General features: G+C 73.1%; 18 protein-coding genes and 1 tRNA gene. 6 read left to right on the top strand and 13 right to left on the bottom strand.

Going from position 1 to position 24,788, the window contains the following annotated elements; all coding sequences use genetic code 11:
- The first annotated feature begins 24 nt into the window (after positions 1-24).
- Together BX286_RS19815 and BX286_RS19810 are read left to right on the top strand one after the other, a co-directional pair.
- Complete coding sequence (locus BX286_RS19815) at positions 25-792, top strand: TetR/AcrR family transcriptional regulator (protein ID WP_121015687.1); 768 nt, start codon at positions 25-27, stop codon at positions 790-792.
- 331 nt (positions 793-1,123) lie between these two features.
- Complete coding sequence (locus tag BX286_RS19810; protein WP_121015684.1) at positions 1,124-3,076, top strand: sigma-70 family RNA polymerase sigma factor; 1,953 nt, start codon at positions 1,124-1,126, stop codon at positions 3,074-3,076.
- Here BX286_RS19810 and BX286_RS19805 read toward each other — a convergent pair.
- Together BX286_RS19805 and BX286_RS19800 are read right to left on the bottom strand one after the other, a co-directional pair.
- Complete coding sequence (locus BX286_RS19805; RefSeq protein ID WP_121015682.1) at positions 3,063-6,272, bottom strand: BTAD domain-containing putative transcriptional regulator; 3,210 nt, start codon at positions 6,270-6,272, stop codon at positions 3,063-3,065. The genes BX286_RS19810 and BX286_RS19805 overlap by 14 nt on opposite strands.
- Positions 6,273-6,420: 148 nt before the next feature.
- A complete protein-coding gene (locus BX286_RS19800) occupies positions 6,421-8,634 on the bottom strand; it encodes an asparagine synthase-related protein (protein WP_261993471.1) in 2,214 nt (737 codons plus the stop codon).
- Between the two features lie 652 nt (positions 8,635-9,286).
- Here BX286_RS19800 and BX286_RS19795 point away from each other — a divergent pair.
- From BX286_RS19795 to BX286_RS19780, 4 genes are all read left to right on the top strand, one after another.
- Complete coding sequence (locus BX286_RS19795) at positions 9,287-10,891, top strand: sporulation protein (RefSeq protein WP_100863238.1); 1,605 nt, start codon at positions 9,287-9,289, stop codon at positions 10,889-10,891.
- Positions 10,892-10,911: 20 nt separating this feature from the next.
- Positions 10,912-12,144 carry an L-2-hydroxyglutarate oxidase gene (gene lhgO / locus BX286_RS19790; protein ID WP_121015676.1) on the top strand — a complete coding sequence of 411 codons (1,233 nt, stop codon included), beginning with the start codon at positions 10,912-10,914 and terminating at the stop codon, positions 12,142-12,144.
- A 100-nt stretch (positions 12,145-12,244) separates the two neighbouring features.
- A complete protein-coding gene (gene trmB / locus BX286_RS19785; RefSeq protein ID WP_079428941.1) occupies positions 12,245-13,075 on the top strand; it encodes a tRNA (guanosine(46)-N7)-methyltransferase TrmB in 831 nt (276 codons plus the stop codon).
- A 41-nt stretch (positions 13,076-13,116) separates the two neighbouring features.
- Positions 13,117-14,403 carry a PrsW family intramembrane metalloprotease gene (locus tag BX286_RS19780; protein WP_121015674.1) on the top strand — a complete coding sequence of 429 codons (1,287 nt, stop codon included), beginning with the start codon at positions 13,117-13,119 and terminating at the stop codon, positions 14,401-14,403.
- Between the two features lie 35 nt (positions 14,404-14,438).
- On the opposite strand, the gene BX286_RS19775 is transcribed toward BX286_RS19780, so the two are convergent.
- From BX286_RS19775 to BX286_RS19725, 11 genes are all read right to left on the bottom strand, one after another.
- Positions 14,439-15,488, bottom strand: coding sequence for a M23 family metallopeptidase (locus BX286_RS19775; protein ID WP_121015671.1), 1,050 nt, complete (start codon positions 15,486-15,488; stop codon positions 14,439-14,441).
- Between the two features lie 279 nt (positions 15,489-15,767).
- Positions 15,768-16,943 (bottom strand): PP2C family protein-serine/threonine phosphatase, encoded by a 1,176-nt coding sequence (locus tag BX286_RS19770; protein ID WP_261993470.1) that lies wholly within the window; start codon positions 16,941-16,943, stop codon positions 15,768-15,770.
- Positions 16,944-17,081: 138 nt separating this feature from the next.
- Positions 17,082-17,155, bottom strand: a tRNA-Met gene (locus BX286_RS19765).
- Between the two features lie 162 nt (positions 17,156-17,317).
- Entirely contained in the window at positions 17,318-18,184 is an 867-nt protein-coding gene (locus BX286_RS19760) for a hypothetical protein (protein ID WP_079428937.1), read from the bottom strand.
- Positions 18,185-18,443: 259 nt separating this feature from the next.
- Positions 18,444-19,244 (bottom strand): nucleotidyltransferase domain-containing protein, encoded by an 801-nt coding sequence (locus BX286_RS19755; RefSeq protein ID WP_079428936.1) that lies wholly within the window; start codon positions 19,242-19,244, stop codon positions 18,444-18,446.
- 10 nt (positions 19,245-19,254) lie between these two features.
- Positions 19,255-20,346 (bottom strand): histidinol-phosphate transaminase, encoded by a 1,092-nt coding sequence (locus BX286_RS19750; RefSeq protein ID WP_199848310.1) that lies wholly within the window; start codon positions 20,344-20,346, stop codon positions 19,255-19,257.
- A gap of 92 nt (positions 20,347-20,438) precedes the next feature.
- Positions 20,439-21,218 (bottom strand): class II aldolase/adducin family protein, encoded by a 780-nt coding sequence (locus BX286_RS19745; RefSeq protein ID WP_257790381.1) that lies wholly within the window; start codon positions 21,216-21,218, stop codon positions 20,439-20,441.
- A gap of 439 nt (positions 21,219-21,657) precedes the next feature.
- On the bottom strand, positions 21,658-22,275 hold the full coding sequence (locus BX286_RS19740) for a thymidylate kinase (protein WP_187344166.1): 618 nt from the start codon (positions 22,273-22,275) through the stop codon (positions 21,658-21,660).
- Positions 22,276-22,732: 457 nt separating this feature from the next.
- Positions 22,733-23,602: a helix-turn-helix transcriptional regulator gene (locus tag BX286_RS19735; RefSeq protein WP_148710281.1), complete on the bottom strand. Its 870-nt coding sequence runs from the start codon at positions 23,600-23,602 to the stop codon at positions 22,733-22,735.
- 109 nt (positions 23,603-23,711) lie between these two features.
- Positions 23,712-23,993 (bottom strand): PqqD family protein, encoded by a 282-nt coding sequence (locus BX286_RS19730; RefSeq protein ID WP_079428931.1) that lies wholly within the window; start codon positions 23,991-23,993, stop codon positions 23,712-23,714.
- Complete coding sequence (locus BX286_RS19725) at positions 23,990-24,778, bottom strand: hypothetical protein (protein ID WP_079428930.1); 789 nt, start codon at positions 24,776-24,778, stop codon at positions 23,990-23,992. Before BX286_RS19725 ends, BX286_RS19730 begins: the two co-directional genes overlap by 4 nt.
- Positions 24,779-24,788: the final 10 nt, after the last annotated feature.

Below are 24,788 nucleotides of genomic sequence, written 5' to 3'. Positions count from 1 at the left end.
ACAAATGATTACCGGGGGATACATATGCATATTTCCGATTTCCATGGTTCTGCCACCGCTCTGTCCGCAGAGAGCGGCGGCCGTGTGATCGCGGGCACGACCACCCACGGCACGGGCCGCTCGACGCCGCTGCGCGTCGATGCGCAGCGCAACCTCGAGCACGTCCTGCGTGCCGCGCGCGAGGTCTTCGGCGAGCTGGGCTACGGGGCCCCGATGGAGGACGTGGCGCGGCGCGCCCGGGTCGGCGTCGGGACGGTCTACCGGCGGTTCCCCAGCAAGGACGTGCTGGTCCGGCGCATAGCCGAGGAGGAGACCGCCCGGCTGACGGAGCAGGCGAAGTCCGCTCTGGGCCAGGAGGAGGAGCCGTGGCAGGCGCTGTCGCGGTTCCTGCGCACCTCCGTGGCCTCGGGCGCGGGCCGGCTGCTGCCCCCGCAGGTGCTGCGGGTCGGCTCGGCCGAGGAGGACGCCGAGGACGAGGGCGCGGCCCGGGTTCCGCACCAGCGGCAGGCCGTCGCGGGCGGGGCTCCGGACCTGCGCGTCGTGGGCGCGCGGACCCCGGTCGAGGACGAGCCGTCGGAGGACGCGGGCGCGGGTGCGCTGCTGGAGGTCGTCGGCCGGCTGGTGGACCGGGCGCGGGAGGCCGGTGAGCTGCGGACCGATGTCACGGTGGCCGATGTGCTGCTGGTGATCGCGACCGCCGCGCCCGCGCTGCCGGACCCGGCACAGCAGGCCGCCGCTTCGGCCCGGCTGCTGGACATCCTGCTGGAGGGGCTGCGGTCCCGCACGGCGTGAGTCGCACGGCGTAGGGCCCGGCTGCGGGTCCGCGCGGGCGGTGTCGTCTTCTGCCGTGGCCTGGCGTCCCGTGCCGTCTCGTGCCGTCTCGTGTCGTCGGTCCGGCCGGTCCCCGCAGGGGTGGGGGCCGGCCGGGCCCGGCGGTCCGGCTGCCTGGGGTCAACTGGGCGGCTGGTGCGGGCGGTCACTCGAAGGGGTGAGGAGCGGTTCGGTGATTCGCCGGATTGTCCCCGGATGGGTGGATGGCGCGGAAGGCGGGCCGGGGCGGCCCTGCCGTGTGACACGCTGGATCGGTGGACCGGTCTGAGTGTGTCGTGCGGGGGCTTCCGCGATGAGCGTTGACGGGCGGGACGAGTCTCCCGGTGGCGTCAGTGACGCAAGTGGCGGGGCGTCGGCGGGCAGCCTGCCCGCCCGGCAGGTCCCGGCCCAGCGCGAGCCCGGCCGGGGGCGGCACGCCGCTTCCGGGGCGGGCGGCGGCGAGCTGCCGCCGTCCGACGGGGACTTGGTCGCCCGGATGCGCGGCGGCGACGACGGCGCGTACGAGGAGCTGTTCCGCCGGCACGCCGAGGCCGTCCGGCGCTACGCGCGGACCTGCTGCCGGGACGGGCACACCGCCGACGACCTGACCGCCGAGGTGTTCGCGCGGACGCTCCAGGCGGTGCGGGGCGGTGCGGGCCCGGACCAGTCGGTGCGGGCCTATCTGCTGACCACCGTACGGCGGGTCGCGGCGGCCTGGGCGAAGACGGCCCGGCGGGAGCATCTGGTCGAGGACTTCGCCGTGTTCGCGGAGCAGGCGGCCGCCGGTGCGGAGAGCGGCGGGGCGCTGGGCGGGCTGTCCGGGGACGACACCCTGGAACTGGGCGCGGACGTCCGGGCGATGCACGAGGCCGAGCGGTCCCTCGCGATGCAGGCCTTCCGGAGCCTGCCGGAGCGGTGGCAGGCCGTGCTCTGGCACACCACGGTCGAGGAGGCCTCGCCGAGTGCGATCGCCCCGCTGTTCGGGCTGAGCGCCAACGCGACGGCGGTACTGGCCAGCCGGGCCCGGGAGGGCCTCAAGCAGGCTTATCTCCAGGCGCACGTGAGCTCCGCGCTCAGTGCCGGCGGGGACTGCGCCCGCTACGCGGACCGGCTGGGCGCGTACGCGCGGGGCGGGCTGCGGATGCGGGCGGAGCGCGGGCTGCGGGGGCACCTGGAGGAGTGCGCCAAGTGCCGGCTGGTCGCCGGTGAGCTCAAGGACGTGAACGCGGGGATCCCCGCGCTGCTGCCGGTGGCGGTCATCGGGTGGTTCGCCGCCGGGTACGCCGCGAAGGCGGCCGGTGTGGTGGCCGGCGGGGTCGTCGCCGCGGGAGGCGCGGGTGCTGCCGCCGCCGCGGCGGGCGGGTCGTCGGCCGCGGGGGCTGCTGCCGGGGCCGCGGGTGCGGCCGGCGGTGGGGCCGGTGCCGCCGGGGGGACCGGCGGGGCGGTGGTCTCGGAGGGGCTGGGGCTGCCCGCCAAGGCCGCCATCGCCGCCGGTATAGCGGTCGCGGCCGCCGCCGGGGTGGTGTTCGCCCTGACCGGGGACGAGCCCGAGCCGGAGGCGAAGTCGGCGCCCAGTGCGGTGGCGCCGGTGGTGCCCAGGGCGCCCGCGGCCACCCCGCCGGAGTCGAGCCCGCCGGGGGATCCGGCCCCGGCGGCGGGTGGACCCGTACCGCCCGCGCGTACGGCGACGCCGTCCGTGGCGGCTCCTCGGCCCGTGTCGCCGTCGGTGTCCGCCCCGGCGCCGGTGACCCCGTCCCTGTCCCCGCGGCCGAAGCCCTCGCCGTCGCCCTCGTCGTCCCGGCCCAGGCCCACGCCGTCGCCGCTGCCCGCCCAGGCGTTCCCGCTGGCCCGGCTGGAGCACTCGGTCCTCGGCCGGCACACCGGTCCGGAGCTGGAGACCTGGAGCAGCAGCTGGGTGTGGCAGCGGTGGGCGCTGGTGGCCGGGGGACAGCGGTTCGGGCAGGGGATCACCGTCAGCTCCCGGTCGTCGGTGGAGATCACCCTCAACAGGCAGTGCACCTCCTTCTCGGCGCGGGCCGGGGTGGACGGGCTGTCGCTGCTGACCGACGGGACGGTGCGGTTCTCCGTCTACGCCGACGGGCAGCGGCTGTGGCGTTCGGGCGTGCTCGGGTACGGGGACGCCCCGGCGGCCGTCCAGGTGCCGCTGGCCGGGCGTTCGACACTGCGGCTGGTGGTGGAGCAGGCCGGGCAGGGGAGCCTCCCGACGCTGGCGAGCTGGGCCGACGCGGTGATCAGCTGCCGCTGAGCAGCGGGATGTGCCGGGCCACCTCGGCGACGACCTCGGCCGGGGTCAGGCCGCGGCCCTCCGCCTCCGCCTCCGCGTGGGCTGCCGCGCCGAGGGCGGCGAGGGTGCGGGCCGGGAGCCCGTCCAGGACCGTTTCCTCCGGCACCGAGCGGGGGTGGTCCCCGCGCCAGGCGGAGGCCGCCGCGAGGACCCGTACGCTCGCGGCCGGCCGGCCTGCACCGTCCAGGAACAGGGCCGCCGTCTCGGCGAGGCACGCCAGGACGCGTTCCGCGCAGTGGGCGGCCACCGCCTCGGCGAGGGCGGGCCCGATCCTGGCGAGACCCGCCTGCGGGCCGTGCTCGCGGGCGGTGACGGCGGCTTCGACGACCTCCAGCCCGGCGGCGAGCTGCGGGGGCGGGTTGATCTGTGCCGCCTCGGCGCGGGAGCGGGCGCACTCGGTGCGAGCCAGGTCGGTGTCCCCGCGGCGCAGGGCGAGCATCGCCGACAGGAGCCGGGCGAACGAACTCACGTCGTACACCCCGCCGTGCTGGTCGGCTTCGCGGTCGGCTTCGGCGAGAAGGCGTTCGGCGGTGTCGTAGTCCCCGGCGCAGTAGGCGGCCTCGGCGATGCGGGCGAGGGCGAAGGGCGCCTCGATCTGGGCGCCGACCTCGCGGGCGAGGCGCAGGCACTCCTCGTACTCGGTGCGGGCGGTGTCGTACTGGCCCCGGGAGAGGGCGGCCTCCCCGGCGGCGCTGGCCACCTGGGCGCGGATCCAGCGGTCTCCGCAGCGGCGGGCGATCGCGTGGAGTTCGGCGAGGTCGGCGTCGACGGTGTCGAGGCCTCCGGTCATGTCGATGGCGGAGTGGGCGCGCATCAGGAGGGTGACGCCGAGTTCCCAGTCGCCCGCGTGGCGGCGGCAGTTCTCCACGGACCGGGCGAGGTCGGGCTGGAAGCCGGCGGCGTCGCCGGTGAGGAAGGCCGTCGCCGGCCAGAGCATGCCGGGGAAGCGGGTGGTTTCCGGACAGCCCTGGCGGAAGACCTCCCTGATGCGGGCGGCGAGGGTGGCGTACTCGGGCGTGCGGAAGCCCGCGGCGCCCCTGCTCTCGGTGAGCAGGAACATGTGGAGGACCCGCAGGCGCATGGCCCGCCAGTACGCGGGGGAGCCCTCGGGGGCGTCGTCCGGGGTGGCGGCGAGGACCCGGCCGGCCCATTCGGCGCCCTCGGTGCGGTAGTTGCGCAGCCACAGGAACCAGGCGAGGGCGGTCACGAGCCGCTGGGCGGTCTCCAGGTCCGGGTCCCGGCCGGTGGTGGTGTGGAGGACGGAGCGGAGGTTGTCGAACTCGGTCTCGACGCGCCTGATCCAGGGGAGCTGTTCCGCGGAGCGCAGCAGCGGTTCGGCCCGTTCGGCGAGGGCCAGGTAGTACGCGGCGTGGCGGCGGGCGGTGGCGCGGGCCTCGTCGGCGGAGGCGGCCAGGCGTCCGGCGGCGTACTCGCGGATGGTCTCCAGCAGGCGGTAGCGCATGCCGTCGGGGTCGGGGACGGCGGTGACGAGGGATTTGTCCACGAGGGAGCCGAGGGTGAAGGGGACGTCGAGGCCGCCGTGGCCGCAGACGGCTTCGGCGGCGTCCAGGTCGCAGCCGCCCGTGAAGGCGGACATCCGGGTGAGGACGGTGCGTTCGGCGGTGTCGAGGAGGTCCCAGGACCAGTCGACCACGGCACGCAGGGTCTGCTGGCGGGGCAGGAGCGTGCGGGCGCCGCCGGTCAGGAGGCGGAAGCGGTCGTCCAGGCGGTCGGCGATCTGGCGGGGGGTGAGCAGGCGCAGACGGGCGGCGGCCAGTTCGATGGCGAGGGGCAGCCCGTCGAGGCGGGCGCATATCTCGGCGACGGCGGCCGGGTCCTCGTCGGGGCGGAAGCCGGGGCGGGCGGCGGTGGCGCGGTCGGCGAACAGCCGGTGGGCGGGGCCGGGCGGGAGGGGTTCGAGGGGGTGCAGGAACTCGCCGGGCACGCCGAGGGGTTCGCGGCTGGTGGCCAGGATCCGGACGCCGGGGCAGTGGGTGAGGAGCTGCTCGGCGAGGGCGGCTGCGGCGTCGATGACGTGCTCGCAGTTGTCCAGGACGAGGAGCAGGCGGCGGTGTGCGCAGTGCTCTACGAGGAGGGCGGTGGGGTCGTCGTCGGCGGGGGTCTTCTCGCGGGCGACGAGGCTGTTCTCGCGCAGGCCGAGGGCGCTGAGGACGGCGCCGGGGACGGCGGCGGGGTGGTCGAGGCGGGCGAGTTCGACGAGCCAGCCGGATTCGGGCTGGGCGGCGGCCGCGTGCTCGGCGAGGCGGGTCTTGCCGGAGCCGCCGGGGCCGGTGAGGGTGACGAGGCGGACGCGGGCCAGGTCGTCGGCGAGGGCGGCGAGTTCGGGTTCGCGGCCGACGAAGGAGGTCAGGCGGGGGCGGAGGTTGCCGCGGGGCTGCGCGGGCGGGGGCGGCGGGGGGCGGAGGAGTTCGGCGTGGAGGGCGCGCAGTTGCGGGCCGGGGTCGGCGCCGAGGCCTTCGGCGAGGTCGCGGCGGGTGCGTTCGTAGGCGGCGAGGGCGTCGGCGGGGCGGCCGGCGGCGGCCAGGGCGCGCAGTTGGAGGGCGCGCAGCGGTTCGTCGTACGGGTGCTCGCGGATCAGTGCCTCGATCTCCGGGAGGAGTGCGGCCGGGGCGGTGGCGCCGCTGCGGAGGTCGGCCTCGACGCGGTCGCGCAGGGCGGTGGTGCGGCGGGCCTCCGGGGCGGCGGCGTGGCCGGTGCGGGCGGGCTCGGGGAGGTCGGTGAGGGCGGGGCCGCGCCAGAGGGCGAGGGCTTCGCGGAGGGTGGTGGCGGCGGTGGCGGGGTCGGCGGTCAGCTGTTCGGCGCCGAGGGCGGCGAGGCGGGTGAAGCGGTGGAGGTCGACGTCCTCGCGGTCGGCGGCGAGGCGGTAGCCGCCGGCGGGGTCGGTGCGGATGCTGTCGCGGGAGCCGAGGGCGCGGCGCAGGCGGGCGACGAGGGCCTGGAGGGCGGCGGGGGCGTCCTGCGGCGGGTCGTCGCCCCAGACCTCGTCGACCAGGTCGGTGACGGGGGCGGGGGCCGGGGTTCCGGCGCGGAGGGCGAGGGCGGTGAGGAGCGCGCGCAGGCGGGCGCCGCCGGGGGTGAGGGGGGCGCCGGTCGTCTCGTCACGCGCCTCGGTGGGGCCGAGGATGAGGTACCGCACCGGGCTATTCTGCCGGGTCGCTGCGCTGGGCCGCGGGGGTTTTCTCCCCGCCCCGCCCTTCGCCCGTTCCCCAGGGCTGCGCCCCGGACCCCTGGGGGGGCTTCGCCCCCCCGGCCCCCCGGCCCCCGGACCCCGGCCCCCCGGGCCGCTAGCGGCTCGTCGGGCCGCCCAGGGGCAGGGGTGGGAGGGGGGTTGCGGTGAGGCGGGGAAGGGGGGTCGGGAGGGGTGGGACCGCTCGGCGGCGGGGGGTGGACGTGCCCGTCCAGCAGGTGCCCCGGCGGGACATCAGCCGGCGGAGCCACAGTTCCATCGAGACGAGTTCCGCCAGCCCGTCGAGCGGTACGGGCCGGCCGTCGGCGGCGTCGGTCAACGCCTGCCGCACCACGCGGGCCTCGACCAGCCCGGCGTCGGCCAGCAGCGGTGCGTTGAAGAGGGCCAGCAGGGAGGTGAGGGCGGCCCGCAGCCCCAGCCGTACGGCGGTCTCGTTCGGCCCCGGCGCGGAGACCCCCCAGCCGGGCGGGAGCTCCCGTACCCCGGCGGAGGCCAGCACGCTGCGCAGGATCTCGGCGCGGGCCCCGGGCTGCACCCGCAGGGACTCCGGCAGGGCGCGGGCGGCCCGTACGACCTGGTTGTCGAGGAACGGGGCGTGCAGGCGCTGGCTGCGGACCTCGACGGCCTGCTCGAAGACCCGGTGGTCGGCGGCGTGGCGGGCCAGCAGGGCGCGGGCGCGGGCCTCGCCGGGCCGCAGGGAGAGCGGGGGGCGTCCGGCGGCGGCGCGCAGGCGGATCGATACTTCCGCCAGTGCCTCCCCGGTCAGCCAGCCGGCGGCCGGTCCGGGCCGGGACCAGGTGAGGGCGGCCAGGGAGGCGTCGACCGGCCCGGAGGCGGCGGTGGTGACGCCGCCCTCGCGCAGCCGGGCCGCGGCCGCTTCGATGCCCGTGCGGTACGGCGTGCGGGCGAGGCGGCGGGCGGCGGAGTAGACGGAGAAGGGGACGAGCAGGGGGCCTTCGGGGGCGGTGCGGGCGAGGGCGGCGACGGGGCGCAGCAGGTGGCGGCGCCGGCGGTCGAGCAGGAGGTCGGCCATGCGGGCGGGGTGGGCGTCGAGGACCTGGCGGGCGCCGTGGCCGGTGAAGTGGTCGGCGGAGCCGGCGGCGAGACGGCGCCGGTCGCGGGCGGCGCTGACGAGGCAGGGGCCGGGTTCGTCGGTGAGGGGGCCGTCGAGGTCGGCGTAGGGGAGGGCTTCCTCGGCGGCGGCCACGACGACGTGGTGGAGGCGGGGGTCGGCGGCGAGGGCGTGGGCGCGTTCCAGTTCGGCTTCGCGGCCGCGCGGGGTGGCGAGGTCGTTGAAGGTGACGGCGAGGAGGCGGGAGCCGGAGCCGGGCAGGGTGCCGGGGGCGCCGGGGAGTCCGGCGGCGAGGAGGGCGAGGGTGGCGGAGGCGGTGCCGCCGGAGAGGTCGGCGCCGACTCCGGGGGCGGGGGCGCCGCGGGCGGCGCGGCGGTCGGCGGGGCCCATTCCGGGCACGGGTCCGGGGTCGGGCAGGAGGGTGTCGGGAGCATGCCGGGGGGCTGTGAGCCGGGCGCGCACCGCGGCCGTCAACGCTTCCCGCACTCCCTCGACCGCCCCCTCCGGGTCGGCTTCCGGGGCGGCCACGGCGAGGGAGGCCACCGGCTCGTACCCGGTGATCTCGCGGGAGCCCTCGCGCAGGATCAGGGTGTGCCCGGGCGGGATGCGGCGCACACCGGCGTAGGGGGTGCCGTCGCCCAGTGCCTCGGGGCTGTCGGGGCAGGCGAGCAGGGCGGCGAGGTGGCCGATGTCGAGCTGTGCGCCGATGAGGTCGGCGAGGGGCAGGGCGGCGGTGGCGTACGCGGTGCCGCCCGCCCAGGGGGTGTAGAAGACGGGGCGGGCGCCGGCGAGGTCGCCGAGGACGGTGATGCGCCGGCCGGCCTGGACGACGGCGGTGTAGCTGCCGGGCCATTCGGTGAGGTGGCGCAGGGCGCCGCCGCGGGCGGCGTACAGGGCGCGGCGCAGCTCCTCGTCGGTGGCGCCGCAGCAGCCGAGGACGGCGAGCCGGGTGAAGGGGTCGGCCGGGTCGGCGGTGACGGTGCGGATCTCGTCGGGGCGCCAGTCGCCGACGGCCCACAGGGGGTCGGGGTCGCCCCACAGGAGCTGGGCGCCGACCGGGTGGACGGTGCGTTCGGCGTCCTGGCCTGCGGGATCGTCGGCGTGGGCGGCGTCGGCGATCCCGCCGTGCAGGGGTTCGCCGTAGGGGGTGTCGTACGAGGTCCCGCCGGCCGGCGGCGGGACGCGTCCGGCCGTGCCGAAGCTCGCGGCGATACTGCTCCACCCGACCAACCAGCGCACCGCCGCCTCCCCCAGCCCGTGGGCACATGACCGGGGCAACGGGCGGCACGGACGACGTGGTCGGCGCTGAGGGCGCGGCCGGCGGGACCCCGGTGGCTCGGGGTCCATGCTGCCACGAGACGGGCGTGCGGGAGCGGCTTCGGGGGCGCACAGGTAAACGAACACGCCTCGGCCACACGGTTTTTGGCGTTCCGTTCCCACCGCCCCATAGGTCGGTTTCGGCCATTCTTCGGCCGTACTGAGTGCCCGTAGGCGTCCTCGCGCGAGGAGCGGCGGGAGGCCGCGGGGCGCGGTCCGGGAGGCCTGATCGCACCCCCCGGACCGTTCCGCCACCCGCGGGGATTGAGGCAGCGGCATCCCCCGGCCTGCCGGATCCACCCGGCGGGCCGACCCACGCACGGCACATCGAATCGCCGGGCCCCGGGTGCGGCCAGAGCGCACGGCCGGGCGCACGGCCACACGGCCGGAGCACGATCCGAGGCGTACGCCCCGGGGAGCGGGCCCCGGCGGACGGTGCGCACGGACAACAATCTCGCCATACGGAACTCGGGGCCTTAACGCTTGGGAGGCGGGGAACTACGCTGGGTTTACGAAATGCCGGGCGCCTATGCCCCGGCGGCGTCTGCGTTCCGCGTGTGACGAGGGGTGGCGCATGTCCAGGGAGCTCCGCGAGCCCAACGAGAAGCTCGGCGCCGTCCTCGCCCTGGCGGGCATCAGCAACGCGGGACTGGCCCGGCGGGTCAACGACCTGGGAGCGCAGCGCGGTCTGACGCTCCGGTACGACAAGACCTCGGTCGCGAGGTGGGTGTCGAAGGGGATGGTGCCGCAGGGCGCGGCCCCGCACCTGATCGCCGCCGCGATCGGCGCGAAGCTGGGCCGTCCGGTGCCGCTGCACGAGATCGGCCTGGCCGATGCCGACCCCGCGCCGGAGGTCGGGCTGGCCTTCCCGCGCGACGTCGGCGCGGCCGTGCGGTCGGCGACGGACCTGTACCGGCTCGACCTCGCGGGGCGGCGCGGCGGTGGCGGGATCTGGCAGTCGCTCGCCGGTTCCTTCTCGGTGTCCGCCTACGCGACGCCGGCCTCTCGGTGGCTGATATCGCCCGCGGACAGCTCGGTGGCCCGGGAGCCAGGCCCCGCCTCCGACCCCGGACCGCCCGTCCCCGCGGGCGGTGTCGGCGCCGTACGTACGGCGGCTCCGGTGCGCGCCGCCTCCGTCGCCGCGCCCCGGCGCACTCCGGAAGCCCCCGCGCAGGGCGTTGTGCCCGTCCGCCCCGGGACGGAAACCGCCGCGCCGGCACCGGTCGCCGCCCCCGCGGCGGTGCTCCCGGACGCCTCCCCTCAGCGGGTGGGCCACAGCGACGTGACCAAGCTGCGCGAGGCCGCCGAGGACGCGCGCCGCTGGGACTCCAAGTACGGCGGCGGGGACTGGCGTTCGTCGATGGTCCCCGAGTGCCTGCGGGTGGACGCGGCGCCGCTGCTGCTCGGCTCCTACACGGACGAGGTGGGCCGCGCCCTGTTCGGGGCGACCGCGGAGCTGACCCGGCTGGCCGGGTGGATGGCCTTCGACACCGGCCAGCAGGAGGCGGCCCAGCGCTACTACATCCAGGCGCTGCGCCTGGCCCGCGCGGCCGCCGACGTGCCGCTCGGCGGGTACGTGCTGGCCTCGATGTCCCTCCAGGCGACCTACCGGGACTTCCCCGACGAGGGCGTGGACCTGGCCCAGGCGGCCGTCGAACGCAACCGCGGCCTGGCCACCGCCCGCACCATGAGCTTCTTCCGCCTGGTGGAGGCCCGGGCGCACGCGAAGGCGGGGGACTCGGCGGCGGCCGGTTCGGCCCTGCGTGCGGCGGAGGGCTGGCTGGAGCGCTCCCGCGAGGGGGATCCCGACCCGACCTGGCTGGGTTTCTACTCGTACGACCGTTTCGCGGCGGATGCCGCGGAATGCTACCGGGACCTCAAACTCCCCCGGCAGGTCCGCCGCTTCACCGAGCAGGCCCTGTCCCGCCCCACGGAGGAGTACGTGCGCTCGCACGGCCTGCGCCTGGTGGTGAGCGCGGTCGCCGAGCTGGAGTCGGGCAACCTCGACGCGGCCTGCGCCGCCGGCACCCGGGCCGTGGAGGTCGCGGGCCGCATCTCCTCCGCCCGCACCACCGAGTACGTGCGGGACCTGCTGCACCGCCTGGAGCCGTACGGGGACGAGCCGCGCGTCGCCGAGCTGCGCGAACGTGCCCGGCCGCTGCTGGTGACTCCCGCGTAGCCCCTATTGTCGGTGGCGGGGTGCAAGATGCAGGGGTGGGAGGTGTCAGCGTGGGCGGCGGTGTGGACTGCGATGTGCTGGTGATCGGTGGCGGGATCGTCGGCCTGTCGACGGCGCATGCCCTGTCGAGCCTGGCGCCCGGGACCCGCGTGACCGTGCTGGAGAAGGAGTCCGGGCCCGCCCTGCACCAGACGGGCCGCAACAGCGGGGTGATCCACAGCGGCATCTACTACCGCCCCGGCTCCCTCAAGGCGCGCTTCGCGGTGCGCGGGGCCGCCGAGATGGTGAAGTTCTGCGCGGAGCACGGCATCGCGCACGAGGTGACCGGCAAGCTGATCGTCGCCACGGACCGCTCCGAGCTGCCGCGCCTGCACTCCCTGGTCCAGCGCGGCCGGGAGAACGGCATCCCGGTGCGCGAGCTGGGACCGGCGCAGATAGCGGAGTACGAGCCGGAGGTCAGCGGCCTGGCCGCGATCCACGTCGGCACCACCGGGATCGTGGACTACGGCCAGGTGGCCGCGCAGCTCGCCGAGTCCTCCGGGGCGGAGATCGTCTACGGCGCCGAGGTGGACCTGATCTCACGCCGCCCGTCCGCGGTCGCGGTGCGCACCACCTCGGGGCGGGTGGTGCGGGCGCGGGTGCTGGTGAACTGCGCGGGCCTGCAGTGCGACCGGATCGCCCGGCTGGCCGGTGACGACCCGGGCATGCGGATCATCCCCTTCCGGGGCGAGTACCACGACCTGGCCCGGCCCTCGCTGGTGCGCGGGCTGGTCTATCCCGTCCCCGACCCGGCGTTCCCCTTCCTCGGGGTGCACCTCACGCGGGGCATCGGCGGCGGGGTCCACGTCGGCCCGAACGCCGTACCGGCGCTGGCCCGCGAGGGCTACCGCTGGAGCACCGTCCGGCCGCGCGACCTCGGCGCCGAGCTGGCCTGGCCGGGATCCTGGCGGATGGCCGCGCGGCACTGGCGGTACGGGGCGGGCGAGATCCACCGCTCCCTGTCGAAGGCGGCCTTCACCGAGGCCGTACGCCGCCTGCTGCCCGCCGTCACGGAAGCGGACCTCACCCCCGCCGCGGCGGGGGTCCGGGCGCAGGCCGTCCTGCGGGACGGGACGCTGGTGGACGACTTCCTCATCCGCGAGGCCCCCCGCACGGTGCACGTCCTGAACGCGCCCTCCCCCGCGGCGACGGCCTCCCTCCCGATCGGCCGCGAAATCGCCGGCCGCGCCCTGCGCGTCCTCCAGTCGGCCTGACCGTCCCGCCTCGATCTCCCCCGGCTACCGCTGGGAGGGGCCCGGCCACCCCGCCGCCGCCCGGCTCGAAGCCGCCGCCCGGCGTAGAATCGGCCGCATTGTGTCTGAGTCCCTGAACCCCCAGCCCAGCCTCCCCGACGCACCGCCGGAGGCAGACGCGTACGTGCCGCCCAAGTGGCGGACCGAGCCGCGGTTTCCCGACGGCCCTGCGCCCGACCCCGCCGGCTCGCACCACGAGCGCCGGATCCGCAGCTTCCAGCCGCGCCGCAGCCGGGTCACCACCGGCCAGGGCGAGGCGCTCAAGCGCCTCTGGGGCACCTGGGGCCTGGACATCGACGGCCGCGAGGTCATCGACCTCGACCGCCTCTTCGGCGGCCTCCCCGTAGTCCTGGAGATCGGCTTCGGCATGGGCGAGGCGACCGCCCAGATGGCCGCCGCCGACCCCACCACCGGCATCCTCGCCGCCGACGTCCACACCCCCGGCCAGGGCAACCTCCTCGCCCTCGCCGAGCGCGGCGGGATGACGAACGTCCGCGTGGCGAACGGCGACGCCATCATCCTGCTCCGCGAGATGCTGCCGCCCGCCTCCCTCGCGGGGATGCGCGTGTACTTCCCGGACCCCTGGCCCAAGGCCCGCCACCACAAGCGCCGCCTGATCCAGCCGGAGTTCCTCGACCTGGCCGCCACCCGCCTGGCGCCCGGCGCGCTGCTGCACTGCGCGACCGACTGGGAGCCGTACGCCGAGCAGATGCTCGAAGTGCTCACCGCGCACCCCGAGTTCGAGAACACCCAGGCCGACGGCGGCTACGCCCCGCGCCCGGAGTTCCGCCCGCTCACCCGGTTCGAGGGCCAGGGCCTCGACAAGGGGCACGTCGTACACGACCTCCTCTTCACTCGCACAGAACCCAACGCAGAACCCAAGAACCGATAAACGTCACTCCGAGTGTCCGAGCGGCTCTGTAGGGTCATCATGTGCTCCGAGCGCTCTCCCGTGTGCTCGCACGCCCGTCGGGCACGGCCCGCGCGTGCGTGCTCGTCGTCCTGCTCGGCGCGACCGGGGCCGCGATCCTCGAACTCGTGCGGGAGCAGACCGGTACGGCCGGCTTCTTCGTAGGCCTCGGCCTGGCCCTGCTGCCGGTGCCGCCGCTGATGGCGGCGTTCCGGTGGCTGGGCCGGGCGGCGCCCGGCCCCTGGCGGCAGCTGCTGTTCTGCTTCGGCTGGGGGGCCTGCACCGCGGCGCTGATCGCGATACTGGCCAACAGTTTCGCGACGGAGTGGATGGCCGAGGCCGCCGACCCCTCCGCGGCCGACCTCCTCGGCTCGGTGGCGGTGGCTCCGGTCGTGGAGGAGTGCGCGAAGGCAGCGGCCCTGTTCGCGGTGTTCGCCTTCCGAAGACCGCCGTTCGCCGGCGCGGCCGACGGTTTCGTCTTCGCCGGGTTCACGGCGACCGGCTTCGCCTTCACCGAGAACGTCCTCTACCTGGGCAACGCCTTCGAGGAGGACCTGGCCAAGGGCGCTGGCGCCCTGGACTCGGTGACGGCGGCGACCTTCTTCGTCCGGGTCGTGCTCTCCCCCTTCGCGCACCCGCTGTTCACCGTGCTCACGGGCCTCGGCTTCGGCATGGCCGCGTTCAGCACCCGCCGCGCCCGCCGGACCGGGCTCCCGCTGCTCGGCCTCGCCCTGGCCATGGCGGCGCACGCGGTGTGGAACGGCTCGTCGCACGTGGGGAGGTACGGGTTCTACTGGGTCTACGGCTGCGTGATGGTCCCGGTGTTCGGGCTGCTGCTGTGGCTGGCGGTGCGGATGCGGCGCCAGCGGCTGCGGGTCATCGCCGCCGAGCTGTCGGTGTACGCGGCCGCGGGGTGGATCGGTCCGGCGGAGGTGCCGGCGCTGGCCTCGATGCCGGCCCGCTCCCTGGCGCGGGACCTGGCCCGCACCACCGGGGGCCGTCCCGCCGCCCGCGCGGTGTCCCGTTACGCGGCGGACGCCGCCGCCCTGGCTCTGCTGCGCCGGCAGGCCCGGCACGCGGGCCCGGACGGGGACCCCGGCTTCACGGAGCGGGAGCGGGAACTGCTGCGCCGGCTCTGGCTGCGCCGGGCGACGGCCGCGCCGGCCCTGGCCCGGGCGGCGGTGCTGGAGGAACTGCTCCCGCCGCGCTCCGGCCCACCGGCCACGACCCACGCGCGCCATGCGCGGCAGGCGGTCCCGGTGGCCGTACCGGCCCCGAGGCGCGCGGAACTCTCCGCGGCCCCGGTCTGAGCCCCGGCCCCGCGAACCCGGAGTAGGGGCGGGGCTCAGACGTCGAGGCCCCGGGCGGTCAGCCAGGTCAGCGGGTCGACCGTCGATCCGCCCTTGCGGACCTCGAGGTGCAGGTGGGCGCCGGTGACGTTGCCGGTCGCCCCGACCCGGCCGATGGTGTCGCCCGCGCCGACCGCGCCGGAGGTCACCGCCATCGAGGACAGGTGGCAGTACCAGACCTCGGTGCCGTCCTGGAGCCGGAGCACGATCCGGTAGCCGTAGGCGCCCGACCAGCCGGCCGAGACGACCGTGCCACCGCCGACGGCCTTGACCGGGGTCCCGGTCGGCGCGGCGAAGTCGAGGCCGGTGTGGTGGCCGGAGGACCACATGGAGCCGGAGTCGCCGTAGTGCGAGGTGAGGGTGTAGGAGGAGGTCGGCAGGGACCAGCCGCCCGAGGCCTTCACCGCCGGGCCGCCGCCGGAGCCCGTGTCCGCCGCCGCCTTGGTCTCGGCCTGCCCGGTGGCGGCCTGGTCCGCGGCCGCCTTCTCCGCGGCGGCCTTCTCGGCGGCCGCGCGGACCGCCTCGGCCTCCCGGTCGACCGCTTCCTTCTGGTTGCGGGCCTCCTGCGCGGCGCTCTCGCGCGCGGCCCGCTCGGCGTCCGCCCGGGCCTGGGCCTCGGCGGCGTCCTGCTGGGACTCGGCCTGCTGCAGGATGCGGTGGCGCAGCGCCTCGCCCGCGTCGCCGTGCGCCTGGGCCGGGGCGGCCTGCTGCCCGTCGGCCTGCCGGGGAACGGTCACGGAGTCGGCCTGGGCGGCGGCCGCACCGCCGTGGTCCCCGCCGCCGAGCAGGTCCGGGAGGGAGGGCACGGATATGGCGACCTGGGGGCGGTCCTGCGCGGTGGCGATGCCTCCCGCGCCGACCGCCGCGATCACGCCGACGCCGAGCACGGTCGAGCTACGGGCGAGTCCGCCGCGCGGCTTGAGGACCCGGTGCTTGCCGCGGAGCGGACGGGCGGAGTCCTCCGTGGGATTCCACTCGCCCCAGGCGCCCGCGCCGGGCGTCTCCTGGAGTTCGGTGCCTTCGGGGGCAGGCGAGTTGGAGGCCACGGGGGCACGCTCCTCAGGGACGAGAACGCGCACGGGTGCCGTCGTGCCGACGGCTGGACGACCGCGCTGCGTTATCAAACGGTAATAGACGCGGGGGAGTGATTCCAAGCTGACGCGAATGATCGTTAACGCCAATCGGCCACCCCCTGAACAACTTTGGCCGCCGCATAAGCCGCATACGCCCACGACCAACACGAAAGGGAATCCCCTCCCTCGCCACTCCAGCCACAGCAGCCAAACGACTGGCCGTCAACTACCTTGCGCTCGGCCCCTCATGAGCTACGCACCGTCACCTTCCCCGTCCTCACGGCGCACCACCGGGACCGTCCGCCTCCGCTCCGGCTGCCCCTCGCCCGCCCGCCCCACCGCCAGCAGGGCCATGTCGTCGGTCGTCCCGCCGCCCGTGTGCCGGCGCACGTCGCTGCTGAGCGCGCTCAGCACCTCCGCCGGCCCGGGGAAGACCCGCCCCCGCAGCCGGACCGCCGGATCGTAGAAGGCCCCCGTCCGGTCCCGCGCCTCGGTCAGCCCGTCCGTGAACAGGAGCAGGGTGCTGCCGGCCGGGAACGGCCACTCCCCGGCCGTGTCGGGCCGGCCCTCGGCCAGCTCGCCCAGGCCCAGCGGCAGCGCGGGCTCGGCCGGGGCCAGCACGGACAGGCCCCCGTCCGCGTAGAGCAGCAGCGGCTCGGGGTGCCCGCGGTTGACCAGCCGCAGCAGTCCGGCGCCGGCCGGGACCTCCCCGAGCACGCAGGTGGTGAAACCCTCCACCGCGTCCAGGCCGTCGCGCCGGGTGCCCTCGCGCGCCAGCGCCCGCTCCAGCCGCTGCGCCAGCCCCTCCAGGGTCGGTTCCGTCTCCGCCGCCTCCCGGAAGGCCCCCAGCACCACCGCGACGGCCTCCACCGCGCCGAGCCCCTTGCCCCGTACGTCGCCCACCGCGAGCCGCACCCCGTACGGGGTGTCCTGCACGGCGTAGAGGTCCCCGCCGATGAAGGCGTCGGCCTGTGCGGCCTCGTACCGGGCGGCGACGTGCAGCCCGCCGATCCGTTCGGCCGGGGTCGGCAGCACGGCCCGCTGGGCGGCCTCGGCGATCCCGCGCGCGGAGGCGAGCCGTTCGCCGCTGCGCCGCACCACCCGGTTGATCAGCAGGGCCAGCCCCGAGACGGTCAGCACGGTCACCAGCTCGGTCAGCGCCTCCGCCTTCCAGCTGGTGCCGTTGTAGAAGTGCAGGGCCACGACCGCCGCCGAGGAGACGATCCCGGTCAGCGCGGTCGCCCCGAGGCTGAACAGCGGGGCCGCGATCAGCGGGGCGGCGGAGAAGAAGGGGGAACCCGTGAAGCTGGGCGGGGTCACGACGTCGAAGACCAGCCCGAGGAGGATCAGCACGAAGGGCAGGATCCGCACCACCCGCCGGGCGGCACCGTCCGCGCTCCCACCGTTGCCCTGCCGGCCCAGCCCCACGCCGCTCTCCTGCCGCCCGGAAGCCCCGCCCCTCCAGGCTGGCCGCCCGGGCCCCGTCCGGCGACCGGACCGGACCGGTCGGGTGACGGCGGACACGACGAAGGCCCGGATCCATGGGATCCGGGCCTTCGTTTCTAGTAGCGGGGACAGGATTTGAACCTGCGACCTCTGGGTTATGAGCCCAGCGAGCTACCGAGCTGCTCCACCCCGCGTCGGTAAACCCAACTCTACGGCATCCGGGGGACGCCTCCCGCCAATTAACCCGCCGCGACCCCTCCTGAACGACATCACCGCAGGTCAGAGCCCCAAAAGGAACTCGTGCCCGCACCCGGACGATCCCGGGTGCGGGCACGGTCAGCGGGCTCGCGAGCGGGTCAGGAGCGCTTTTCGCTCTTCGAGAGCCCCTTTTCCCTCCCCCCGAAGCCGGAGCTCGGGGGCGCCCCGCCGGCGAGGAAGGGGCCGCTGGCCACGAACTGGGGCGGGACCACGTTCCAGGGCCGCTGATCCAGGGGGGCGGTGGACCCACAGTTCAGGGTCGTCCCGTTGGACGTGCACTGGAGCTCGTACAGGAAGCCGGTCGAGGTCAGCACCTTGAAGTTCGTCACCTGGCCCAGGGACGAAATGCTGGCGGAGCAGACGATGGAGGGGTCGGGGTACCCGGGGTTCTGCGCGGGGTTGTTGAGGGCCTCGAACTTGTAGGGACCCGTCTGCGGGTCGTCCCGGTGCCCGGCGTACGCGACACCGTTGAACAGGACGACGGCGAACTCTTCCGTGTTGTTGGACAGGATCGAGTCGACGCCGATGCCACACCCGGCGCCGGTCGCACCCGTGGCACCGGTCGGACCCGTGGGACCCGTGGGACCCGTGGGCCCGGTCGCGCCCGTGGACCCCGTAGGCCCGGTCGGACCCGTCGGACCGGTGTCGCCCTTCGGACCCTTCGGACCCTTCGGACCCCGCGGCCCGCGCTTGCAGTCGTCGTCGTAGCCGCCGCCCGCGACCCCACGCGCGGCGGAGGCGCGGTCCCCGTCGTCATCGTCGTGGTCGCGGTCGTGCTCCTTGCACCGGTCACCGCCGGCCACCGCTGCCGACGCCGACGGCAGCGGGCTCGTGCCGTACGCCAGCGCCGGGGTGGCGAGGCCCAGCACCACGACGGCCAGCGACGCCACCGCGCTGCCTGCGAGATACCTCCCCTGCCGGGGGAGGGGGCCGAGACGGGATGCGGTCCTCTTCTCAGGACTCATGCGTGTTGCTCCTTGGGGAACCGAAGAGATGGGCCCGGAAGCGCCTGATTGGGCCTCCTTTCACATGATCTGACCGACATATCCGCGGTCAGCGGGAGGCGCGCAGCAGCGTCAGCGCGATGGCCCATCACCAATGGACCGAAGGGGTGTCCCTCCGGCGTGGCGCGCCCCCGCGGACGACCCGACAGCCAACAGATGAAAAGTTTCGGAAAGACCATGCCGGGCCGCCCCGCTCGGTCCGCCGAGGTCCGGCGACGCCTCAGACTCCAAGGTCGTCAATAAAGGCAATCTTCGGCACTTCCAGTGGGTAAATACGCGCCCGCTCGGCCACCAGCCACTGAATCAATGATTCGATGAGTTCAAGACACTCGCCGGGATCGGTGGAACCGGCCATCAGATCCAGAGCGCTCCACATGGCAGCAGCCTTTTCAGGATACTGTTGCCCGAAGAGCTCGCAGCATGTCCGAGGGTCGCGCGTATATACCTGCTGCCGTTCGGCAAACAATTCCAGACCGGCCCGCAGAACTCGCTTCACAAGTCGCAGGACCAGGGTTTGCGCCAATGCCTCGGAGGCCCCGTCCATCGCGTAGCGGACCGCCGAGAGATCGAGTTCGAGATTGAACAGATGACTGAACGCGTCGGGGTCAATCCGATAAGGGGAGATCCGTGGCGCAAAGTCTTCGCCGTACATCAGAGCCGATTGCGTCTTGATGTAGAATCCGCTCTTCCGGTCCGTCAGAACCGCTTTCGCGGACGTCGTCGCGAGATCGATGTCCACCGAAACCGAGTGCCGGCTGAGCGTTCGTTCGACAGCCTCGGCCATCCAGACCCTGTCGAACGCACTCTCCTCGTACGTCACGGCTATCAGATCGAGATCCGAATATCCGAATACGGCCGTACCGGTGGCGACCGATCCCCGCACGTAGATGCTGGCGAGATCTGGATAGCGTGCCCGGTACTCATCCACCAGACTCTCGATCAGCGGGAGCCACGGCCGGTCCACTTTCTCGGCGTCGGCAAGATTTATCAGATAGCCGTCGGCGTCAAGAGGAATAAACACTGGTCGATCCTTACCCGGCTTCCAGCAGTCTGTCCGCCGTGGCTATTATCGCGAGCAGCCGGTCATTTTCTGCGGGGTTGCCGACGGTCACGCGGGCGGCTTCGGGAAAGTCGCGGATGAGCACCCCGGCGGCTGCGCAGTGTGCCGCGAAGGCTGCGGGATCTTCCATGGGGAGCCAGAAGAAATTGGCGTGCGACTCCGGGGTCCGGGGTGCGAATTCCTTCAGTGCCGGGAACATGCGGGCACGTTCCGCAGTGATGCAGTCGACCCGGCGGCGCACCTCGTCCTCCTGCCCGAAAGCGGCGAGTGCGGCGGCTTCGGCGATGGTGCTCGTGGCAAAGGGGGCGAGGAGCTTGCGCATGGCTTCGGCGACTTCCGGTGCGGCAGCCAGCCAACCCAGGCGCAGGCCCGCAAGGCCCCAGGCCTTTGACATGGTGCGCAGCACCACGACATTGCGGCGGTCGCTGTACTCGACCAAGCCGTCCGGCACCTCGGGATCCGTGACGAACTCACCGTAGGCCTCGTCCATAACGACCAGGACCGATTCCGGGACGGAGTCGATGAACTTGGTGAGCTCCGCACGGGTGACGGCAGTGCCGGTCGGGTTGTTTGGATTGCAGATGAGGGCCACTCGGGTGTCGGCGGTTATCGCCGCCGCCATCGCGTCGAGATCCTGACGGAAATCATCGGTGCAGGGTACTGCTACAGGCCGCAGGCTGCCGCCCACTGCGACGACTGGATATGCCTCGTAGGACCGCTGGGAGAACACGAACTCCTGGCCCGGTGCGCATACGGCCTTCAGCAGCAGTTCAAGGAGGTAGACCGACCCGAAGCCGGTCACTATTCGATCCGGTGTCAGTCCGTGTCGGTCGGCCAATGCCTTGCGCAGGGCCAGAGCTGCCATGTCGGGATATCGGTTGGTGTCACCGGCGGCGGCGATGATCGCGTCGAGAACGCCGGGCAGCGGCCCGAAAGGGAGCTCGTTGAGCGCGAGTCTCGCGGCGTTGTTCACCTGCGGAGCCCCACTGCTGTCCAGCGGGATGGGGCTGGGCAGGTAGGACGGCAAGCTGTCCAGTTCCGGCCGGGTGAGCTGAGTCTTCAACGGTCCTCCTGAAATGGTGGGCTGATCCGCACGAATTGCCGTAACCAGGCCTCCGGTTCGCCTTGCGGCAGGCCGTCTGAGGGCGGAGGGGATCAGACCGGAGTGGCGGTGGGCACCACGGGCATGCGGGACGCGTCAGTGGTCCACGCCCCGTCGACGTGTTCGATGTAGTCGTAGAGGGGCTGGAACTGCACGCGCGCGCTTTCCTCGGAGGCCACGTAGCGCTGCGTTTTGAGGGCGACATCGTGCGGAATCGGCTCCAGCGGCCCGAGTCCCGCGGACAGCACCTGCGCCTTGCAAGCCCTCTCCAGGGTGATGTAGCGCCAGGCGGCTGCCTCCACCGAGGCTCCGACGGTGAGCAGGCCGTGGTACTTCATGATCAGCGTGTTCATATCGCCGAGCGACTCGGCGGTTGCCTGGGCGTCTTCGAAGCTGTGGGGAAGACCGCCGAATTCGTGGTCCACCGCCTGGTCCTGGTAGAAGGCGCAGGTGTCCTGGCTGATGATCGGGAGTACCCGGCCGGTACTGGCCCAGATGCGTCCGTACGGGGAATGGAAATGTGCTGACGCGACGACATCCGGCCGGGCGGCGTGCACGCGGGAGTGGAGCACCAGAGCGCCGATGTTGACGGGGTGGTGGCCGGCCAGCACGTTGCCCTCGTAGTCGAGCAGTACGAGATCGTCGACGTCGATCATCGACAGGTGCACCCCGACGGGGTTGACCCAGAAGGCGTTCGTCACTTCGGGGTCCCGGCACGCGAAGTGTCCGGCGAAGCCCTCGCCTTCGTCGTACCCCCATCGGGAGAACAGGCGGAGTGCGGCGATCAGTTGCGTCAGTCGGTGCTGCCGCTCCTGAGGGATGGACCGCACGATTTCGAGTTCGTCAGTGTCGTTGACCAGAACGATGGAGCCTTTGATGACGTGATCCCCTCGTTGGTGGGTGCATTGCTGAAGTCGAACCCGCAGGTTCGGCTGCCTCGCGGTTCGCTCAGCGCCAGGTGTGTTGCGATCACGGCGGCTGGCGACGACGCATCAGGCGGCCCATGGGTGGCTGGCGCCGGGCGATGGCCCTAGTGGCCGGGCGTGAGGACGAGGGCCACCGGCATCGCCGAGGTAATCGACGTGGCGTGGCTCGAAGCGGCTCGGAGTGCCGGGCCTTGGTGAGGTGTCGGGTGACAGGTATCAGGACGGCTCACAGCGGCTCGGGGCGCCTGTTCAGGCGCCGCCCGAAGCCTGGTCCGTCAGATTCCGATTCCGTATGTCAGCGGGAAATACAGCCGCCGGCCGACGGGTCGGCGACGAGAGCAGAGGCTCAGGCGGCCGCGACGTTCGCGAAGTTCTCGGGGAACGCGTCGATGATCGCCTGTCTCATCGCGAGCTGCACCGTCTCGAAGTCGCCGTCACCCGGAACCGAGACGAATTCGGTGAACTCGGGGAGATCGATGTACGCGGACCGGAAGGATTCGAGGAACTCCGCGCTCTCTTCGTCGATTCCGCGTATGTTGATCCGGCGTACCGCTTCGGCCGGGGATACGTCCAGGAATATTGTGAGATCCGGCTTGGGCGCGTTTCCGAGGAGCCTGCGCAGGAAATCTACGCTACCAACCCCTTCCGCCTTGGCCAGGGCGTACTGGCAGTAGACGAAGCGGTCGAGGATCACGATGTCGGGGGACGTCTTGAGGATCGGCTCGAACGCGGCGACCCGGGCCAGCTGGGAGCAGGCGGAGACGAGACGCATGGTCTCCCCGCCGATGAGCTCCAAGTGGTCTGCCAGACCTTCCTGTTCGGCCATGGCGTTGAGGGCCTTGCGGACAGGTGCCATGGTGACGCTCTGATGGGCCTGGCCCGGGACGCCCTGGGAGCGGAGCCATTCGCCGAGCATGCGTACCTGGGACGACTTGCCGGCTCCGTCCAGACCTATTACGGCCACGAGGCGTCCGGTCCTGGATCCCGATTCCGCAGGGTTTTGCTGTGCGCGCACTTCGACCACCCTTGTGAGCTGTTCCGTTCCGTTATCGAAGGAGGGAAGGCGCGCACCAGGGACACAAGTTCTGTCCGGTGAATCCATGGTTCTGAACTCGGCCCCCCCGCCGACTCTCAAGTGAACCTAAAGGCGCAGTGGGCGGGTTGTAAACCGTAAACCTGTGATGTCTCGGGGAATGAGATGCGGTGAATGACAGGTTGTCCGATTGCCGAATGCGATTCCAGTCTTCGGTGGCCCGATGAGGCCAAAGCCGGTGGTTACAAGGGAATACGGTCGTTTGCCGATCGGGTGGATGATTCCGTTTCGGGTCCGCCGCCGTCCGCTGGGGTGAACTCCTGATCCCCCGGGGCCGGTCCTTGCGCACCCCCGGAGCGGTCCTTGCGCACCGCCGTGTCGTCCTTGCTCACCCGGGGATGGACGACCGGGCCACCCGACTCGGTTGCCCCAGCCGTCCGAGCAACGCCCGCCCGTCGTTGTCGAGTTCGTAGAAGACCCGGCCGCCCACCCGCTGCTTCCATGCGATCCCGGAGTCGATCAGCACTGTGAGGTGCTGGGACACGGTGCTCTTCGCCAGACCCAGGGTGCCGGCCAGTGAGGTCGTGGTCTGGGGTGATTCCAGGGCACGGACCACCTGGGCCCGGCCTTTGCCCAGGAGAAGCGCCAGCCGGTCGTCGGACTCCTGGTTCAGGACCGACTCGGAAAGCACGTGGAAGTAGCCGGTGGCGCGTGCCTGGTAGGCCATCGCCATCGCATCCTCCTGTCTGCCGAAGAGACGGAGGCCGCCGGCGAAGACCGTCGGCACGAGCAGCAACTGGGACTGCGTCACGGTGAGATCGAGGTCGTGATGGTAGGGCGCGGTCAGTGTGGGGTGCGACCACATCACCCGGCCGTCCAGCTCGTGGAGCATCGCCTCGGGACCCTGGACCACGAGGGTGCGTCCCCGGAAGAGGGTTTCCTCCTCCAGGGAAGACCTGATCGAACCCCAGTGAGGAGCGATCGCCCAGTCCCAGTACCGCTCGAGCAGGCCGATGACACGGTCTGTTCGGTCGTTACGGGGCTGCGTGGCCCGGAGGTGTTCCAACTCGTCCGTGATGCTGCTGCGGGACGGACTCGGCACCGGGACGAAGCCCGGATCGAGGAGCAGGGAGTCGCGGTGTCTCATCGCGTCCACCAGGTCCCGGCTGAGCTCGGCCGGCATCCCGGGCCGGACCGACCGGGCCCAGTTCGTGTACGGGTTCGGGACGTCTCCGCGATAGCGGGCAAGGATGGCCAAGCTGCCGATCGTCTCCCACAGGGGACTGATCGTCAGGCGGGTCCTGTACAGAGTCGCGTCATCGATCTGCAGCCGGATCAAGGCATCGGGGCCCGGCTGGGAAATGTTGCTACCACGCGACTATGCCTCTGTCCGTCAGGTCGTCGAGGAACTCCCAGACGTCCGCGGCGGCCTCCTCCGGGTCGACGTCGTATTCGGTGACGACGAGCCGGATCACGCTCGCGACGCTGCGCCGGCCGTCCAGGGCGGCGAAGATGATGTTGGCGGGCCCTGTGAGCTGGAGGGCGTCGCCCTCCCCGCCGATCCAGTAGTCGCCTCGGACCAGGCGGATGCGCGTGCCGAGCACCCTGCGGGGTACGGCGTCGAGGTCGCGCGTGGTCTGCTCGCTCATGAGGTCTCCACGCGCATGGCAATGTCCTGGCAAATGGTGAGGACTCTTGTGATCCACGGTCGGGGGTCGGCAGGGTCGAAATCTTGCATGGTCTCGATCTTCCAGTAGTCCTCGAACGAAATCGCCGACGGTGCTGCCGCTTTGAAACGATTGGGGCGCCACTTGGGCTGGTGGCTTCCGTATTCTCCTTCTCCGTCGAGGAGCGCGTCGATCGAATAACCGAATGCGATGCGGGCCGACATCGTGGCGCTGTACAGGTCGCCCGCGTCCATCTGTCCCAGAGCGTCTTCGACGGCGTCATCGGCCAGTACCAGGGAGCGGACGACGGTGAACGACCGAAAGGCCGTCTCCGCGAGCTTCTTCCTGGCCTGATCGAGCCATTCCTGGCCGCGGAGCGGCAGGCAGTTGACCAGCCGGGCCAGTGACTGCTCTTCCTTCTTGACCAGAGTGTTCTCGGCGATGGTGCCTGCTTCGTAGGCTTCCCAGGAGACCTTGGAGAGTATCTGGTCGATCTGGCTGTCGAGCCAGTAGGTCACCTCCCAGCGCTTCCCCGCTTCGAAGAAGACCTCACTTCGGATAAAGGGTGGGTCAAGCGGCAGAGGGATCGAATTCGGCGTGGTCGGCAATTCATCGGCATCGAGGACGACATAGATGTCGAAGTCGCTTCGTGCGTTGTCCCAGCCGCGGGCGGTGGAGCCGACGACATACGCCGCCAGGGTCCCTTCGGGCAGCAGGTTCCTCGCTTCGACAGCTGCCAGCCAGCCGTCTGTTGTCGCTGTCTGCATTCCATGGCCT

The sequence above is a fragment of the Streptomyces sp. 3211.6 genome, assembly GCF_003634815.1.
Lineage (GTDB): Bacteria > Actinomycetota > Actinomycetes > Streptomycetales > Streptomycetaceae > Streptomyces > Streptomyces katrae_A.
The sequence above is the reverse complement of the archived record's forward strand: the minus strand, read 5'-3'. Positions and strand labels throughout refer to the sequence as shown.

Excerpts from the sequence above, each read along its gene's own strand:
- BX286_RS19730 (WP_079428931.1), bottom strand. The coding sequence starts at position 23,993 with ATGAGCGAGCAGACCACGCGCGACCTCGACGCCGTACCCCGCAGGGTG.
- BX286_RS19815 (WP_121015687.1), top strand. The coding sequence starts at position 25 with ATGCATATTTCCGATTTCCATGGTTCTGCCACCGCTCTGTCCGCAGAG.
- BX286_RS19810 (WP_121015684.1), top strand. The coding sequence starts at position 1,124 with ATGAGCGTTGACGGGCGGGACGAGTCTCCCGGTGGCGTCAGTGACGCA.
- BX286_RS19795 (WP_100863238.1), top strand. The coding sequence starts at position 9,287 with ATGTCCAGGGAGCTCCGCGAGCCCAACGAGAAGCTCGGCGCCGTCCTC.
- BX286_RS19725 (WP_079428930.1), bottom strand. The coding sequence starts at position 24,778 with ATGCAGACAGCGACAACAGACGGCTGGCTGGCAGCTGTCGAAGCGAGG.
- BX286_RS19760 (WP_079428937.1), bottom strand. The coding sequence starts at position 18,184 with ATGAGTCCTGAGAAGAGGACCGCATCCCGTCTCGGCCCCCTCCCCCGG.